Raw genomic sequence first — 14,878 nt, forward strand, 5'->3', positions numbered from 1 at the left:
CTCGCCCGGGCAGGTCACGGCACCCGGACCCGACGCGGCGGGCGGACAAGGCACTCCGCGCGCGCCTCGGCTCGCCGAGATCCAGGTCGCCGAGCTGGACCTGGAAGGTCCCGACGGAGCCGTGCTGAGCTTCGGCCCCGCGCAGGCCGGCGGCCCGGCCGTCCATGGCGGCGACGTCTACGCCCTCGTACGCCTCCGCGGCCGCCCCGTCGCCACCGTCGTCTGCCGCGTCCCGCCCGGCAAGGCGCCCGCCGACGCCGTCGCCGAGGCCGCCCGCGCGGCCCTCGCGGGCCACGAGCTGCCCGTTTCCCGCTGCGCCCCGGATAACCACCCACCGGGCAGCAACCGTCAACGCCCCCGGCCCACGGCGACCACGGAACCCCGCACGTTGCGTGCGAGCGTCGTCGTCGCCACCCGTGAGCGCGCCGACCAGCTCGCCCGCGCGCTCGACTCACTGCTGGAGCAGGACCACCCGGACTTCGAGATCGTCGTCGTCGACAACGCGCCCGCCACCAGCGCCACCCAGGATCTCGTCGAGCACAAGTACGGCGAGCGCGTCCGGTACGTCCGAGAGTCCGTGCCCGGCCTCGCGATCGCACACAACCGCGGGATCGCCGTCGCCGAGGGCACGGTCATCGCTTTCACGGACGACGACGTCGTGGCCGACCCGCACTGGCTCACCGCGCTCATCGCGCCCTTCTCCGCCGACCCGGGCCTGGGCTGCGCGACCGGGCTGATCCTGCCCGCCCGGCTGCGCACGCCCGCGCAGATTCTCCTGGAGAGCCACGGCGGCTTCGCCAAGGGCTTCGAGGCGCGGCTCTACGACCCGGCGCGCCCGCCCGCGGACGAACCGCTCTTCCCGTTCACCGCGGGCAGCTTCGGCTCCGGCGCCAACATGGCCTTCCGTGCCACGGCGCTGCGGGACATCGGCGGCTTCGACCCCGCCACCGGCACGGGCACCCCCGCCAGGGGCGGTGACGACCTGTACGCGTTTGTGAGCGTCCTCGCCGCCGGACACCGGCTGCGCTACACACCCGACGCGCTCGTCTGGCACCACCACCGGGAGACCTGGCAGGACCTGAGGAACCAGGCCTACGGATACGGCGCCGGCCTCACCGCGTATCTCACCGCTCTCCTGGTGCGCCGCCCCGCCCTGCTGCCCGCGCTGCTGCGGAAGCTGCCGCGCGGCCTCGCGCACGCCCGCGCCATCACCTCCCACCGCGAGGCGGCCGGGGCGGCCGTGCCGGGGGCGCACGGGGCGCAGGACTATCCCTGGCCGCGCCAGCTGTCCCGGCTCGAGCGCCGCGGCATGCTGGCCGGGCCGGTCGGGTATGCGAAGGCACGCCGACGGGTCCGGGGCGTACCGCTCCCCTGGGACCAGCGGGGGGAGAAGTGAGAGGCGGGGGAGAGCTGAGAGGCGATGGTGCGACGATGCCCCGGATTCCCGTACTGCTCTACCACGCGGTGATGGACGATCCGCCCGACTGGATCGCCGAATTCACCGTCACGCCAAGGGACTTCGGCGCACAGCTGGACGCGATCGTGGCCAGCGGCCGCACCCCGGTCCCGATCAGCGCTCTCGTGAGCCACCTCGCCGGCCGCTCTCCGCTGCCGGACCGGCCCGTCATCCTCACCTTCGACGACGGCTTCGCCGATCTGCCCGGCCCCACCGCCGAGGCGCTCGCCTCGCGCGCGCTGCCCGCCACCGCGTATCTCACCACCGGGGCCATCACCCCCGGCCGGCGCAGCCTGCTGCCGCCCGCGCCGATGATGACGCTCTCCCAGGCGCCGCTCCTCCAGCAGTACGGCATGGAGGTCGGCGCCCACACCGTCACGCACCCCCAGCTGGACACCCTTCCGCCCGGCGCGCTCCGCCGGGAGCTGCGGGAGCCCAAGGCGGTGCTGGAGGACGTACTCGGCCATGAGGTGGCGCATCTCGCCTATCCGCACGGCTACAACAGTCCGGCCGTGCGCAGGGCGGCGCTCGGGGCCGGTTACGCCTCCGCGGTCGCCGTCCGGCACGCGCTGAGCTCCGAGACCGACGAGGCGTACCGCATCGCCCGCCTCATCCTGCGCCACACCCACACAGTCGCGGACATCGAGGCATGGATGGACGGGCGGGGCGCTCCGGTCGCGCCGTTCCCCGATTCGCTGCCGACGATCGGCTGGCGGCTCTACCGACGGGCCCGTGCGGCCGTCAGAGGCCCGGTCTTCGCGGGCTAGGCCATTTCCACGATGCGGAATGTGAGAGTTGTGGCATTCCGGGTAACTGCACAGTATGAATGCATTCATGTACGCACAGGCCGACCAGCTCGCGGATCCTCTCGCCCGGGGGCTGGGGGCCGCCATCGCGCCGGTCGCCGCCGTCGTGGTCATCGGCGTGGTGATCTTCGTCGCGGCGATGTGGGCGAACCGCAGACGCCCCTACGAGCCACCGAGCCCCGAGGAACAGCCGCGGCCCCCGGAGCACCCCACCCACCTTGGGGAGACCCGGGAACCCGACGACGACTTCGGTGCCGAGGGCGGGAAGCGGCGTATCCTGCCGCACGAGATGAAGGGGTACGGGAACTTCGGATCCCACACGTCTCACGGCGAACGGCCCCCCGACGACGAGAACAGCGGAGGAGCGTCCGGCAGTGGCCGGTTCGGCGGCTGACCAACGGCGCGACCAGGCGCGACTGGGCGACCGGGCGCGGCCGGGCGACCGGGCTTCGTCATGGCCGCGGCTGGTTGAAGTACGGGTCGGAGACCGCCTTGCGCAGGCTCTTCCAGGACTCGTCCCTGGCCAGTGAGAGGTCGCAGCCGGGTCCCGGGTCCCGGTAGTTCCACTGGAGCGCGGCCCGTACCCCCTCCAATTCCTTGACCACACGCGGTACTTGCTCGTACCACTCGGCCTGGGCGGACGGCTTCGCGGGATCGTCCGCCGTGCCGAACTCCGAGAGCATCAGCGGCTTGTCCGCGGAGAGGTTCTCGCGGATCCATTCGTGGGACGCGGTCTGCGTCTGCTCGAAGCTCTGCCATTTCGCCTTGTGGCAGCGGAAGTAGTTGTACTGGTTGTAGCCGATCCAGTCGACGTACGCGTCGCCCGGATAGAGCGTGCGGAACAGCTCACTGTGGCCGGTGTAGCCGGTGATGATCCACGTCCACACCACATTCGTCACACCCAGCTCACGGAACCGGTCATGGATGTGCCGGTAGGCGGCGACGTACTCGGCGGGTGTGCCGTTGGCGGGCGTGCGGGTGTCCATCTCCAGGTCGAAGGAGAGGAACAGCGGCTTGCCGTAGGCCTTGATCCGCTTTGCCTGGACGTCGATCACGCTCGTGTCGAGCGCCCCGGAGGCGATCTGCTTCCAGCTGGGCTGCTGCGCCGGGGTGCCGCTCCACCACTTGCTCTCCCAGGACAGCAGCAGCATCCGGTCCTTGCCGACGCGCTGCTCCTGCTCGGTCAGCAGCTGTCCCTCCAGGCCGTCCAGGGACATGTCGTGGTACGTGTAGACGATGTCCAGCGTGCGGCCGATGCGCTGCTCGTAGGCGAGGACGTTCTCTTCGAGGTCGGGCTTGGCGTGCCGTACATATGCGCCGAACCAGGCGCCGCAGCGCGGCACCAGCAGTTTGGTCGGCCTGCATTCGGCGCTGTGCGCCGAGGGGTTGGAGTCGTCGGAACCGGAGGACTTGAGGGCGAGTACGCCCACGAGCAGCACGCCGACGAGGGCTGTGGACACGGCCCACCTTCGTCGTCGGTCGTGCGGCCTGCGATGGATGCCTGGCGCCCCGCGAACGGGGCGTCGGGGTAACGTCACAGGGGTGAGCCTTTCTGTGGCGGCGAGGACGCGCGCGCCGTCCGTGTCCGGCCGGGCAGCTGCGGACAGCAGGCGGCGAGCATTGTCAGCACGGTGAGCAGCACCAGGACCCGCAGGCCGCTGAACGCGTGCGCGGCCATCAGCGCCGTGGCGCAGATGAGCGTCGCGCTCACACTCAGGAAGGCCGTAAGGACGAGCTGCTCCAGATGGTCGGAGTCCCGTTCGAAGCCGCGGTCCCAGCTCTCCACCGGCCCGACCGCCTGATGACGCGTCAGGGCGGGCCCGCAGATACGCAGGACGGCGGCGCCGGGACCGGCGAGCAGGAATACGGCGACGGGGGCTACCCGCAGCGGTGATCCGGCGGCCAGCGTGGTGGCGCCGACGGCGCACCAGCCGGCGAAGGGCGGCAGCAGCCGGATCGCGAGCGACTGAGGTCTCATGGGGTCCTCCCCGGCGAGCTGTCGGTGCGCTTCAGTTCGTAGATGACGCCTGCGCCGTTGCGGCCGACCTGCTCGAACAGGGGTGAGGCCGCGACGGACTTCTCGATGCTCCGCAGCTGGTCGCCGGTGAGCATGCCGTTCATCTCGGAGTTGGCGATCTGGCCCTGGGTGAGCAGGAAGTACGCCTTGGCGGGCGGTTCCACCGCGGCCATGTCCCGGGCGAGCGTCCCGGCCGGGTCCTTCAGGATCTTTTCGACATGGCTCTTCTCGTCGTCGAGGAACCAGTAATGCTGCACATTCCAGTACGAAGCGTACGCGAGCGGGTAGTTGCGATGGGCGGCAACGACAAGAGAACCCTGAGGCGCCCGGTCGAAGACCTGCCGGACCAGCGCGACCTCCTGCGGCGGGAAGTAGCTGAGCCGGTCCTTGCCCGAGTAGCTGGGCACGAGCGCCGCCGTCAGCGCCAGCAGCACAACCCCGGGCAGCACCGCGAACCGAAGGCTCACCGCGGGCTGCGGGACCCCGTGCCCGCCGGGCTCCGCGGCCAGCGGCCGCACCGCGGGCAGCAGCGCGGCCGCCGCGAAGAAGCACGCGCCCGGGAGCATGAACAGCAGCACCCGGAAGATCATTTCGCTGCCGTAGTCATTGGCCACCAGCATCAGCAGCGGGACCGCGGCGAGCAGCAGCAGCGGCCGGGCGCGGTGCCGCAGCACCCGCCGACGCAGCACGCCGATTGAGCCGAGCAGCAGTACGGAGGCCGAGAGGATCCGGGACACCCAGGAGACGATCACCGGTCCGGTGCCGGTCGGCGTGGACCCGTAGCCCGTCTCCAGATTGCCGCTCACATCGCCGAAGGAGCTCACCATCTCGGGCACCGCCTCCCGCAGGAACGGCAGCGAAGCGGTGAGATTCCACGCCAGGAACACCAGCAGCAGAGTGATCAGCAGTGTCCAGTCGCGGTAGCGGCGGGTCAGGCACAGCGCGCCGAGACTCGCCACCAGCATCACCGGGGTGAGCTGGTGGGAGATGACGATGGCGGTGATCAGCGGGATGAGCAGGACGGTCCACAGCACCTGCCGCGATCTGCGGCCCCGCGCGGGGCGCTCGCCGCGACGCAGCACGATCGCGATCACGCCGAGATACAGGGCGAGGGCCACCGACTGCGGCGAGAAGTAGTCCTGCCCCACCCAGTTGGCGACGTAGAAGATCCAGACAGCGGTCCAGATCAGACGGCGGTCCTGGGTGAAGGTGCGGTAGATCAGCAGCAGCGGCGCGAGCAGCAGGAGGCTGGAGACCAGCGGCCACCAGGCCATGTACATCGCCGCGTTCTCCACCCCGGTCAGCCGCACCAGCGCGGCCTGGGCGGCGAAGAAACCGGGCCACTGGTCGTAGACCGCCATGTCGCCCAGCTCGTCGCCGCGCTGGAGGCCGCCCGCGGTGAGCAGATGCTCGATGACCGCGTCGTGCTTCCACGCCCAGGAGTACAGCGGGGTGGGGTAGACGAGCGCCTGGGTGGCGCGCTCCAGCACGATCAGGCCCACGGTGTACGCCAGCGACCAGCTGTTGCCGCGCAGCGGATCCCGTACGCAGACCCAGAAGCCCACGGTCAGCAGCGCCAGCGCGACCCAGAAGACGACCGGCAGCGCCCCGACGAGCCCGAAGTCGCCGAGCCGGGAGGTGTCGGTGCGCACCATGGCGTACGCCCACAGGGCGAGCGCGCCGGCCAGCGGGGCCGCCAGCCGCAGCGGTGCCGACCAGCGCGAGTGGTCGGCGGAGGGCAGGTCGGCAAGATCCATCGCGGGATCCTTCCCGGCCCGCTGGTTGGGGGCGGCCACGGGTCTCCCGGTTTCGGTGGCTGGCTGTTGCACGCTTGTTCCCCCTGGTGGTTCAGTTCCGTGCCGGCGTCGAACGCGCCGCGCGTATCCAGATCAGTGCCAACGCCGCGCAGGTGAGGCCCACTTGGAGCGGGAGCGCGACGGGCGCGAGAGGTCTCTGCAGCGCCCAGCCGCACACGGCGAGCAGCCACAGTGCCCCCCACTGTGCCGCGACGGGCAGCTTGATCGCCCGGAGAATCGCCAACACCGCGACCAGGCAGAGGAGTTGGCAGACTGTCGGCAGCCAGCGGAGCAGCGGCTCCGGGCTGTCGAGTCCCGCGGCCGCCGCGAGGAAGCCGGCCAGGGTGTCGTACCAAACGCCTTGGACGGGCTCCGGCTCCCGGCCGAGCAGCGCGGGCGAGGTGTGCAGCGCGGCGAAGGTGACCAGCAGTCCGGCTCCGAGCAGCGCCGGACGCGGGCGCAGCAGCGAGCAGGCCGCGCTGTGGACGACGATGAGCAGGACGCCCGCGGTGAGGGTGATCGCCGGCAGCGACTTCAGCAGCTGCGTGCCGGAGAGGTGGTCCATGGTGATGTCCGGGGCATGGAGCAGGGGCACCCAGAACAGCACGGCCGAGAGCCCGAGCAGCAGCCAGAGCGCGAGGGCCAGCCGCCCCTCGCCCGGGTCGGGCACCGGTTGCCGTGCGGGCGCGGGCTGCACGTGCCCGCCGGCGTCCCCACTGCCCGCCCGCCGAGCCGGATCCCGTACGTAGACGGGGATGCCGAAGGCCGGCGTCGCCATGTCGTCGTGCGCACCCCGCAGATACGCCGTCTGCCGCGCCCAGTCCTTCCCGTACTCCTGCGTGTACTCCGCCGCCGCCTCCTCGCGCCGCTCGGCGGCCCGGCGCGCCCAGGTCGTGCCGTACGCCTCCTCCTCGGCGGTGCCGCGCCGCACCAGCCGGGTGAACAGGCTCGGCCGGGGCTCGCGCGCGGAGAGCACCGCGCGCAGGCCCGGCGCGGAAACCGCCGCCATCACCGTCATCGACAGCAGCAGCCCCAGGCCCGCGCCGGAGATCCCGACGGGTCCGAGCAGCAGCGCCGCGCTGCCCAGCACCAGCGCGCACATCGTGCCCTGGAGGGCGGCGAGCACGCCCGTACGTCCCTGGACGCGCAGCACCCCGATGTACAGCTCGACGACGACCCGGGGCAGGGCGGCCGCGGCCAGCAGCCGCAGCACGGTGGTGCCGTGCGCGGCGTAGTCCTCGCCGAACGGGGCGAGGATCTGCGGGGCGAAGACGACCAGGAACACCACGACGGGCACCAGCAGCACGGCCATCCGGCGCAGCGCCCCACGGACCCCGCCGGCCAGGCTCTCCGGGCTGTGCGAGGCGTGCGCGGTCAGCGAGGAGGCCATGTTGATGGCCATGAACTCCATCGTCCCGCCGACGGTGTACGCGATGTAGAAGAAGCCGTTGTGCGCGGCGTCGAAGCGGACCGCGACCATCACCGGCAGCAGATTGATCATCGCCAGCGAGAACAGTGACCCGACCGAGTCGCCGGCGAGGAAGCGCCCTATGTCGCGCATCCGCAGCAGCTCGCGGTGGCGGTCGGCCGTGGCCTGGCGGGGGATGAGCCGGCGGAAGATCAGCCAGCCGAGCGGCAGCACGGACAGGGCGATGGCCGCCGCCCAGGAGACGAAGATGCCCAGCACGGGCAGGGCGGTGGCGAAGACGGCGAGCAGCAGCAGTTTGCCTATGGAGAAGACCGCGTTGCCGACCGGCACCCACACGGCCTTGCGCAGCCCGGTCAGCACGCCGTCCTGCAGGGTCAGCAGCGCCCAGCCGACGCAGGACGCGGTGAAGAGCAGGCCCGCGCTCACGCCGCCGAGCGGTGCGTACGAAGGGCCCCACAGGTCGAGCGTGAGCAGGAAAGTGGCGGAGGCGAGGCACACCACCAGCGAGCTGACGGCGTACGCGCGCCACACCAGCGGCCCGGTGGCGCGTCCGGCCCGCGGCACGTACCGCACCACCGCGCCGATCATGGTGGTGGCGGTGATGGAGGCCAGCAGCCGCATGGCGGCGATGGCGGCCGAGCCCTCGCCGACCGCTTGCTCGGTGTAGTACCGGGCGGCGACCAGCCAGAAGCCGAGGCCGAGTGCGGCGGAGACGCCGGTGGAGAGCATCAGCGCGTAGGCGTTGCGGAACATCGAGTCGCCGCTGGGGCGCTCGGTACTCACGGCGCCGCCGTCCGGCTCGGTGCTGTCCGGCTCCTTGCCGTCCGGCTCGGTGCCGGGCAGTGCGTCGCCGGACGCGTCCGGCCGGCGAAGCCTGGTCGTATCAGCCACTGTCCCCGCCCTGCGGGCCGGTGGCCCGGTCTGTGTCGCGGTGGGCGAACGCCGCCGGGACCTCCGCGGGCCTGGCGCCCAGCCCTGTGAGGACGGATATCGCCGCCTCGGCCCGGAGCGGGTCGACGGGCAGCGCGTGCCGGGCGAACCAGGCGGCCGGTCCCGGTGCGGGCGACGGGTCGGTGAAGAGGTCGCCCGCGTACGCGTCGAGCGGCGGGTCGTAGAGATAGCCGACGGTGATCCGGCGCCGGGCGAGCGCGGCGATGGCGGCGTCACGGTCCTCGACCAGCAGCGGCACCCGGAACAGCGGCTGCGCGGGTCCCGGCCGCGGCAGCGCCCACCGGGTGGCGGACAGCACCTGGACGCCGGCCCGGTGGCCGGCCAGCCGGCCTTCGAGGCGGGTCAGCAGCCGCTCGGTGCGCCGCAGCCGCAGGCCGCCCGGTCTGAGGCGGTAGTCGTGCATGTCCACCCGTATCCAGGAGTGGAAGTCGGTGAGCGCGGGCGCCGCGGACTGCGCCCTTTTCAGCTCGCCGGGCCGCAGCTCCATCCGGATGTCCTCGCGTTCTTCGAGACCGAGCAGCCGCAGGGTCGCGCGGGCCGCGCCGACGAGCCGCAGTCCCCGCACACCGGCTTCGGCGTACGGCCGCAGACCGTAGGCGAGCTCCGCCGACAGCCGCGCCGGTTCGAGGAGTTCGTCCCGGGCACGCTCAAGACCCGCCCGCAGCGCCGGATCGGCGACGGTGAGGAATCCGCCGGTCTTGGCCCCGGTGTGCTTGGAGAGGCTGAAGACGGACGCGTCGCCGAAGGTCCCCACCGGCTGCCCGGCCACCGTGCTGCCGATGGCGTGCGCGGCGTCCTCGAGCAGCGGGATCCCCAACTGGTCGCAGCGGGCGCGCAGTTCGGGAGCCGGGTCGGGATTGCCGTACAGATTGGTGGTGAGCACGGCGGAAAGACCATGCCATACGGATTCGGGGACGGCCGCCAGGTCGATGGAGCCGTCCTCGGCCCTGAGCGGCGCCTGTACGGGGCGCAGTCCTGCGGCGAGCACCACGAAGAAGATGACGTCGTCGTTGACGGGCGACATCAGCACCCGCCCGCCGGGCCGGCACCAGTGGCGCAGCGCCACATAGAGCCCCAGACGGCATGACGGCACATACAGACATTCTCTGCCCAGGCGGTGGCGCATCAGCTCTTCCAGTGGTGCGTACGCCGCCGGGCAGCCCTCCCCAAGAGCCATGTTCGTCCCCCCACTAACCCCGTGCTCAATGTGGACCAATCCGGACTGCCCCGTCAATAACGGGGAAGGGCCCATTCCTTGACGGAATGGGCCCTTCGCGCGGCCGGTGGGGCGCGTCCCCGCGGCGTCCGCGCCTACTCCTCGAGCGTCAGGCCCTTCCTGAGTCTGACCAGGGTGCGGGACAGCAGCCGGGACACATGCATCTGCGAGATCCCGAGCTCCTCGCCGATCTCCGACTGCGTCATGTTGGCGACGAAGCGAAGGGAGAGAATTTGACGGTCCCTTGGCGGAAGGCCTGCGATCAGCGGCTTGAGCGACTCGACGTACTCGATGCCCTCGAGCCCGTGGTCCTCGTAGCCGATGCGGTCCGCGAGGGCGCCCTCGGCCTCGTCCTCCTCGGGCTGGGCGTCCAGCGAGCTCGCGGTGTACGCGTTGCTCGCCGCCATGCCCTCGACGACCTCGTCGTTGCTGATGCCGAGCTTCTGGGCCAGCTCGCCGATGGTGGGTGCGCGGTCGAACTGCTGGGCGAGTTCGTCGCCCGCCTTTGCGAGGTCGAGCCGCAGCTCCTGGAGCCGGCGCGGCACCCGTACCGACCACGAGGTGTCGCGGAAGAAGCGCTTGATCTCGCCGACGATGGTCGGCATCGCGAAGGTCGGGAACTCGACGCCCCTGCTGAGCTCGAAGCGGTCGATCGCCTTGATCAGGCCGATGGTGCCGACCTGGATGATGTCCTCCATCGGCTCACTGCGGGAGCGGAAGCGGGAGGCGGCGAACTTGACCAGCGCCAGGTTGAGTTCGACGAGTGTGTTGCGCACGTAGGCGTACTCGTGCGTGCCCTCTTCGAGGTTCTCGAGCCGTCCGAAGAGTGTCTTCGACAGGGATCGGGCGTCCAGCGGCCCCACCTCGTCGAAGGGCGGGATCTCCGGGAGGCCGTCGAGGCCTTCCAGCTGCTCGGACTGGTCGCTTGCGGGGGTGCGCAGTGCCGACGGCGCGGTGGGGGTACGCGATTCGTCGAGCCGGGGTGACATGGTCTCCTCCATCGTTCTCGGCATATGGCCGCCGATGCCAATACATGCTGCTGCGGTGAGCGGCGCCTCCAAAGCCGGCCGTGGTTGGTTGTGTCTTTACTAGGCCTACCCGCTCCATGTGGACAGTTGCAAGTGTCAAATGTCTTGAATGTCGGGTTTGATGGGGTGTTCGGCTGGCCGGTCGGCGTACTGAAGGCGTAATGTTCGACGGACGCCAGCGCCGTCTGTCGACGGCGTCCGGCGCGAAGAGCGACATGGTGGACGAAGCGGCGAAATCGGCGAGTACGCAGTGAATACGCAGCGAACGACACGGCGAAGAGGGACGGCCATGGACCGCGGGACGGTCGGCAGTGCGAATCGGGGCCGGCTTCAGGTCGAGGTTCGGACCGAGGGCCACAGTGAGGTTGTGAAACCGGCGGGTGAGTTGGATCACCACACCGCCGAACTTCTCCGCGTGCCCTTGGACGACGCACTCGCGCAAGGCCGTGCACGCCTGGTCATCGACTGCTCACAGCTCGAGTTCTGCGACTCGACCGGGCTCAATGTGCTGCTCGGCGCCAGGCTGAAGGCGGAGGCCGCCGGGGGAGGGGTCCATTTGGTCGGGATGCTGCCTGTAGTGGCAAGGGTCTTCGAGATCACCGGGGCGGAGGCGGTCTTCACCGTGCATGACTCGCTCGAAGAGGCCCTCTCCGACTGACCGGCCCCGTGTAGTCCGCGTCACGCTTACCGCGTAGGCGTAGTGGGTGTTGTCACGATTCGGCAGGGCAGGAGAACCCCCGCAGAACGTTGACCACCCAGCACTCTGAGTATCGAAGTAATGGCGAATTGGTGAATCGGTGAGGTGAAGCGCTGATGAGCACCACCCGGCAGCAGCAGCCGGGCGACCTCGGCCCCGAGCCGAGCGGCGCCGGCGCCGCCGGCTCCTCCGGGGTGCCCGGCGGGGCGGTGCGCAGCCTTGCCCTGGGCAGCGCCAGCGGCATCGTCCCGCTCGCCCGCGACTTCACCCGCCAGGCGCTGTACGACTGGGGCTGGCTGCCCGCCGCCACGGCCGACCGCCGAGCGGCGGCCGAAGATGTGCTGCTGGTCGTCTCCGAACTGGTCACCAACGCCTGCCTGCACGCCGAGGGGCCGGAGGCGCTGAAGGTCGGGTGCGACGGCAAGGTGCTGCGCCTGGAGGTCTCGGACCGCGGCACCGGGCAGCCCGCGCCGCGCACCCCGCACCGGGCCGGCCGGCCTGGCGGACACGGCATGTTCATCGTCCAACGCCTCTGTATGGACTGGGGGGTTGTACGCGTTCCCGGCGCGCCGGGCAAGACGGTGTGGGCGGAGCTCGCCGCCCCGGTCTAGCGCCGTCGCACTGCCTTCGTGCTGGTGTACGCAGGTTTTGAATCTCTTGTAGAGCACGTCAATACGGCGTGCTCTTTGTCTTCCCTCCCCAAGGTCCCAGGCGTACCTTGAGCGCCCGATCTGATGTGTCGTCAGTAACTTCGGCGACTCGCGGTAGTAACTTCCGGCGTGAGGGGAACTCGAGGTGTCGTACCAGAAGCGGACAGCTCTCGCGCTGGCAGCAGCGGTGGCGGGCTCGGTGGTGCTGATGGCCGCCCCCGCCGCCCATGCCAGTGTTGTAGACGTCGACTACCAGTGTCAGACGCCGATCGGGCCCAAGGGCGCGGTCTCGCCGATCGACATCAAGGCCGTCAAGAGCGGCAGCGGCTACCAGCTGACCATGTCCTTCCAGAAGGGCGTCTCCTCCAGCCCGGTGGAGCTCGGCAAGGGCGCGATGAAGCCGAGCGCCCTGATCAAGCTCGGCGGGGTGGGAGAGGGCACGGTTTCGGTGTCCGGACCGGCGAACGCCGCGGCGATCCCGGCCAACACCCCTATCAAAATCAATGATTTGACGGGTACGTACACCCCCAAGAAGAGCGGCAAGGCCACCTTCACCGCCGGGGTGCTGACCATCAAGGCGCTCGGTACGACCACGACCTGCACGCCCAGGAACAACCCGAAGCCGTCGCTGGAACTGGATGTCACCGCGGCGTCCGGCACCGGCCCCCAGACCGCGCCCTCCGGCGGTGACGAACTGCCCAGGACCGGCCCACTGGACTCGGCCATGGCGCTCGGCACGCTCGGTGGCACCGTGCTGCTGGCCGGGGCCGCCGGGGTGCTGTGGCTGACCAGGCGCGGTCAGCGGACCGCGAGCTGACCCGTGCGGATGCGCTCCCTCCTGGCCGTCGCCGCCGCGCTGGCGTGCGCGCTGAGCGCACCAGCGGCGCGGGCGGCGGACGTGGCGGACGTGGCGGACGTGGCGGACGTGGCGGACGTGGCGGACGTGGCGGACGCGGCCTGGACGGTGGAGCCGGGCGGCGGCGGCAGGCCGTACGTCTATCTGGAGGGCGTGCCGGGAGCCGTGCTGGAGGACAAGCTGTCCGTGACGAACCCCGGCGCGAAGCCGCTCACCGTGCGCCTGCGCCCGGCCGACGCGTACAACACCTCCTCCGGCTCTTTCGCCGTGCGCGGCGCCCGCCAGTCCAAGGGCGCGGGCACCTGGATCATCCTCGCCTCCGACCGGGTGACGGTCCCACCGCGCACCCGTGCGGAGATCCCCTTCTCGGTCACGGTCCCCCCGGGCGCACTCCCGGGCGACCATCCGGGCGCGGTCATGGCGGCGGTGGGCGAGCGGGAGGCGGGCGTACGGATCCATCTGCGCGTCAGCGGCCCGACGCTGGCGGCGCTCACGGTGGAGGACGTACGAGTCTCGGGCGGCATCATTCGCTGCACTCTGGTGAACCGCGGCAACACGGCCCTGACCCCGCGGCTCACGGTCCGCGCGGACGGCCTGTTCGGCCAGGTACTGAGCCGGGCGCCCCGCACCCTCCCGGAACTGCTCCCGGCCCAGCGCGTCACCCTCACCGAGAAGTGGCCGGATCACCCGTCCCTGGACTCGGTGAAGGTCCATGTCGTGGTGACGGCCGCGGGCGACACGCGGGCCGAGGCTTCGGCATCGGCGACGTTCGTGCCGTGGGGGACGGTGGCCGGCGCGGCCGCGGCACTCCTGGCCGCTTCCGGGGGCACGGCGCTGTGGTGCGTACGGCTCAGGAGATCAACAGGCCGGATGCCGGACGGTAAGGGCGCGGAACAGGCGGACGGGCAGCGCGAGTTGACGGGAGCAGCCAGGTGAGCACCAAGGGTCTGAGGGCGACGGCGGCTGTGCTCCTGGCGCTGGCGCTCGTACTGCTGCCTGTGCTGCCGATGCCGCCCGCGCACAGCGTCGCCGTGGCCGACCCGAAACCCAAGGTCACCCTCTCGCAGACGCAGGCCGGCAAGGGCGGGGACATCACGGTCAGCGGCACCGGATGGCGGCCCGACACGCTCCTGATGATGCTCATGTGCGGGCAGGCTGTCCCTGACAGAGGCGTGATCGGCGGCACCAACGCCTGCGCCAACTCCGACGGCCGCGCCGTCACCACCGACGCCAAGGGCGCCTTCAGCAAGAAGATGCCGGTCGCCGAGCCGCCCAAGCCCTGCCCCTGCGTCGTGCACGTGGCGACCGTCACCGGTGAACAGGCCACAGTGGACGCCCCGTTCACCGTCGCGGGCCACCCCACCGCGCCGCTGCCGCAGCCCACCGGCGGCAAGCTCGCCGTGCTCGCCGCCACCCGGCTCGAAGGCGACTCCGGCATCCTCGTCTTCTTCGGCGCCCCGGCATCGCGCACGCTCGAATTCACCGTCGGCAACCTCGGCTCCGCGCCGGTGCGGGACCCCGTCTTCCAGGTCGGCACCGCGCACGGCGTCTTCGCCCCGCAGTGGGAGGAGCAGCAGTGGCGCGGCACCATCGCGCCCGGCCGGAAGGCACTGGTCAAGCTGCCCGTCCAGCTCTCCGCGGGCGCGCACGGCGACTACCAGATCTCTGTGAAGTACGGCACCAAGGTGCTGGCCGAACAGCCGTGGGGCGTCGGCCGCCCGTGGGGCGTCACGATCTTCTGGATCCTGCTCGCCGTCGTCGTGCCCGCGGCGGTGTTCCGTATCGGCATGGCGATCGTCGACCGCCTCCGCCCGAGGGTCCGCCCCCGCGGCACCGGACGCCACCGCACCGTACAGCTGGAAAGCCGGCCGGCCGGCACCCCGACCACCACGGCGGCTCTGCCGTGGTTCACACCTGACTCCGCACCGTCAGAGAACCCGTCCACGACGAAGGGACATTCGTGAGCACCCAACGGA

The 14,878-nt window shown here is 71.2% G+C and carries 14 protein-coding genes; 8 read left to right on the forward strand and 6 right to left on the reverse strand.

The genetic code is table 11. The features are described from left to right. Positions 1 to 79 precede the first annotated feature (79 nt). Genes QFZ67_RS23315 through QFZ67_RS23325 form a run of 3 tightly spaced genes read left to right on the forward strand, consistent with a single transcriptional unit; the run spans position 80 to position 2,656 of the window. On the forward strand, positions 80 to 1,396 hold the full coding sequence (locus QFZ67_RS23315; protein WP_373430240.1) for a glycosyltransferase family 2 protein: 1,317 nt from the start codon (positions 80 to 82) through the stop codon (positions 1,394 to 1,396). A 35-nt stretch (positions 1,397 to 1,431) separates the two neighbouring features. Further along, entirely contained in the window at positions 1,432 to 2,223 is a 792-nt protein-coding gene (locus tag QFZ67_RS23320; protein WP_307663018.1) for a polysaccharide deacetylase family protein, read from the forward strand. Positions 2,224 to 2,278: 55 nt separating this feature from the next. After that, positions 2,279 to 2,656: a DUF6479 family protein gene (locus QFZ67_RS23325; protein ID WP_307663019.1), complete on the forward strand. Its 378-nt coding sequence runs from the start codon at positions 2,279 to 2,281 to the stop codon at positions 2,654 to 2,656. Between the two features lie 58 nt (positions 2,657 to 2,714). On the opposite strand, the gene QFZ67_RS23330 is transcribed toward QFZ67_RS23325, so the two are convergent. From QFZ67_RS23330 to QFZ67_RS23355, 6 genes are all read right to left on the reverse strand, one after another. After that, the gene (locus QFZ67_RS23330; RefSeq protein ID WP_307663020.1) at positions 2,715 to 3,722 is read right to left on the reverse strand and encodes a glycoside hydrolase family 26 protein; all 1,008 of its coding nucleotides are present in this window, start codon (positions 3,720 to 3,722) and stop codon (positions 2,715 to 2,717) included. Positions 3,723 to 3,796: 74 nt separating this feature from the next. Next, positions 3,797 to 4,240, reverse strand: a complete 444-nt coding sequence (locus QFZ67_RS23335; protein WP_307663021.1) for a hypothetical protein — start codon at positions 4,238 to 4,240, stop codon at positions 3,797 to 3,799. Then, positions 4,237 to 6,036: a glycosyltransferase gene (locus QFZ67_RS23340; RefSeq protein ID WP_307663022.1), complete on the reverse strand. Its 1,800-nt coding sequence runs from the start codon at positions 6,034 to 6,036 to the stop codon at positions 4,237 to 4,239. The genes QFZ67_RS23335 and QFZ67_RS23340 overlap by 4 nt, the downstream gene beginning before the upstream one ends. 91 nt (positions 6,037 to 6,127) lie before the next feature. After that, a complete protein-coding gene (locus tag QFZ67_RS23345; RefSeq protein ID WP_373430099.1) occupies positions 6,128 to 8,395 on the reverse strand; it encodes a lipopolysaccharide biosynthesis protein in 2,268 nt (755 codons plus the stop codon). Then, positions 8,388 to 9,581 (reverse strand): DegT/DnrJ/EryC1/StrS family aminotransferase, encoded by a 1,194-nt coding sequence (locus QFZ67_RS23350; protein WP_307665939.1) that lies wholly within the window; start codon positions 9,579 to 9,581, stop codon positions 8,388 to 8,390. Before QFZ67_RS23350 ends, QFZ67_RS23345 begins: the two co-directional genes overlap by 8 nt. 185 nt (positions 9,582 to 9,766) lie before the next feature. Next, a complete protein-coding gene (locus tag QFZ67_RS23355; protein ID WP_373430241.1) occupies positions 9,767 to 10,660 on the reverse strand; it encodes an RNA polymerase sigma factor SigF in 894 nt (297 codons plus the stop codon). 328 nt (positions 10,661 to 10,988) lie between these two features. Between QFZ67_RS23355 and QFZ67_RS23360 the strand changes: the two genes are divergently transcribed. The 5 genes from QFZ67_RS23360 (at position 10,989) to QFZ67_RS23380 (ending at position 14,866) form a co-directional block, all read left to right on the forward strand. Further along, positions 10,989 to 11,357, forward strand: coding sequence for an STAS domain-containing protein (locus QFZ67_RS23360; RefSeq protein WP_307663024.1), 369 nt, complete (start codon positions 10,989 to 10,991; stop codon positions 11,355 to 11,357). A gap of 155 nt (positions 11,358 to 11,512) precedes the next feature. Further along, positions 11,513 to 12,007 carry an ATP-binding protein gene (locus QFZ67_RS23365; RefSeq protein WP_307663025.1) on the forward strand — a complete coding sequence of 165 codons (495 nt, stop codon included), beginning with the start codon at positions 11,513 to 11,515 and terminating at the stop codon, positions 12,005 to 12,007. 184 nt (positions 12,008 to 12,191) lie between these two features. Then, positions 12,192 to 12,863, forward strand: coding sequence for a peptidase (locus QFZ67_RS23370; protein WP_307663026.1), 672 nt, complete (start codon positions 12,192 to 12,194; stop codon positions 12,861 to 12,863). 9 nt (positions 12,864 to 12,872) lie between these two features. After that, positions 12,873 to 13,838, forward strand: coding sequence for a hypothetical protein (locus QFZ67_RS23375; protein ID WP_307663027.1), 966 nt, complete (start codon positions 12,873 to 12,875; stop codon positions 13,836 to 13,838). After that, complete coding sequence (locus QFZ67_RS23380; protein ID WP_307663028.1) at positions 13,835 to 14,866, forward strand: neocarzinostatin apoprotein domain-containing protein; 1,032 nt, start codon at positions 13,835 to 13,837, stop codon at positions 14,864 to 14,866. The genes QFZ67_RS23375 and QFZ67_RS23380 overlap by 4 nt, the downstream gene beginning before the upstream one ends. The last annotated feature ends 12 nt before the right edge of the window (positions 14,867 to 14,878 follow it).

The sequence above is a fragment of the Streptomyces sp. V1I1 genome, from assembly GCF_030817355.1.
In the GTDB taxonomy this organism is placed as follows: Bacteria; Actinomycetota; Actinomycetes; order Streptomycetales; family Streptomycetaceae; genus Streptomyces.

What these genes read in the sequence shown, in the direction of transcription:
- QFZ67_RS23350 (WP_307665939.1), bottom strand. Translation starts at nt 9,581, where the DNA reads ATGCGCCACCGCCTGGGCAGAGAATGTCTGTATGTGCCGTCATGCCGT.
- QFZ67_RS23375 (WP_307663027.1), top strand. Translation starts at nt 12,873, where the DNA reads ATGCGCTCCCTCCTGGCCGTCGCCGCCGCGCTGGCGTGCGCGCTGAGC.
- QFZ67_RS23320 (WP_307663018.1), top strand. Translation starts at nt 1,432, where the DNA reads ATGCCCCGGATTCCCGTACTGCTCTACCACGCGGTGATGGACGATCCG.
- QFZ67_RS23335 (WP_307663021.1), bottom strand. Translation starts at nt 4,240, where the DNA reads ATGAGACCTCAGTCGCTCGCGATCCGGCTGCTGCCGCCCTTCGCCGGC.
- QFZ67_RS23360 (WP_307663024.1), top strand. Translation starts at nt 10,989, where the DNA reads ATGGACCGCGGGACGGTCGGCAGTGCGAATCGGGGCCGGCTTCAGGTC.
- QFZ67_RS23340 (WP_307663022.1), bottom strand. Translation starts at nt 6,036, where the DNA reads ATGGATCTTGCCGACCTGCCCTCCGCCGACCACTCGCGCTGGTCGGCA.
- QFZ67_RS23355 (WP_373430241.1), bottom strand. Translation starts at nt 10,660, where the DNA reads ATGTCACCCCGGCTCGACGAATCGCGTACCCCCACCGCGCCGTCGGCA.
- QFZ67_RS23365 (WP_307663025.1), top strand. Translation starts at nt 11,513, where the DNA reads ATGAGCACCACCCGGCAGCAGCAGCCGGGCGACCTCGGCCCCGAGCCG.
- QFZ67_RS23325 (WP_307663019.1), top strand. Translation starts at nt 2,279, where the DNA reads ATGAATGCATTCATGTACGCACAGGCCGACCAGCTCGCGGATCCTCTC.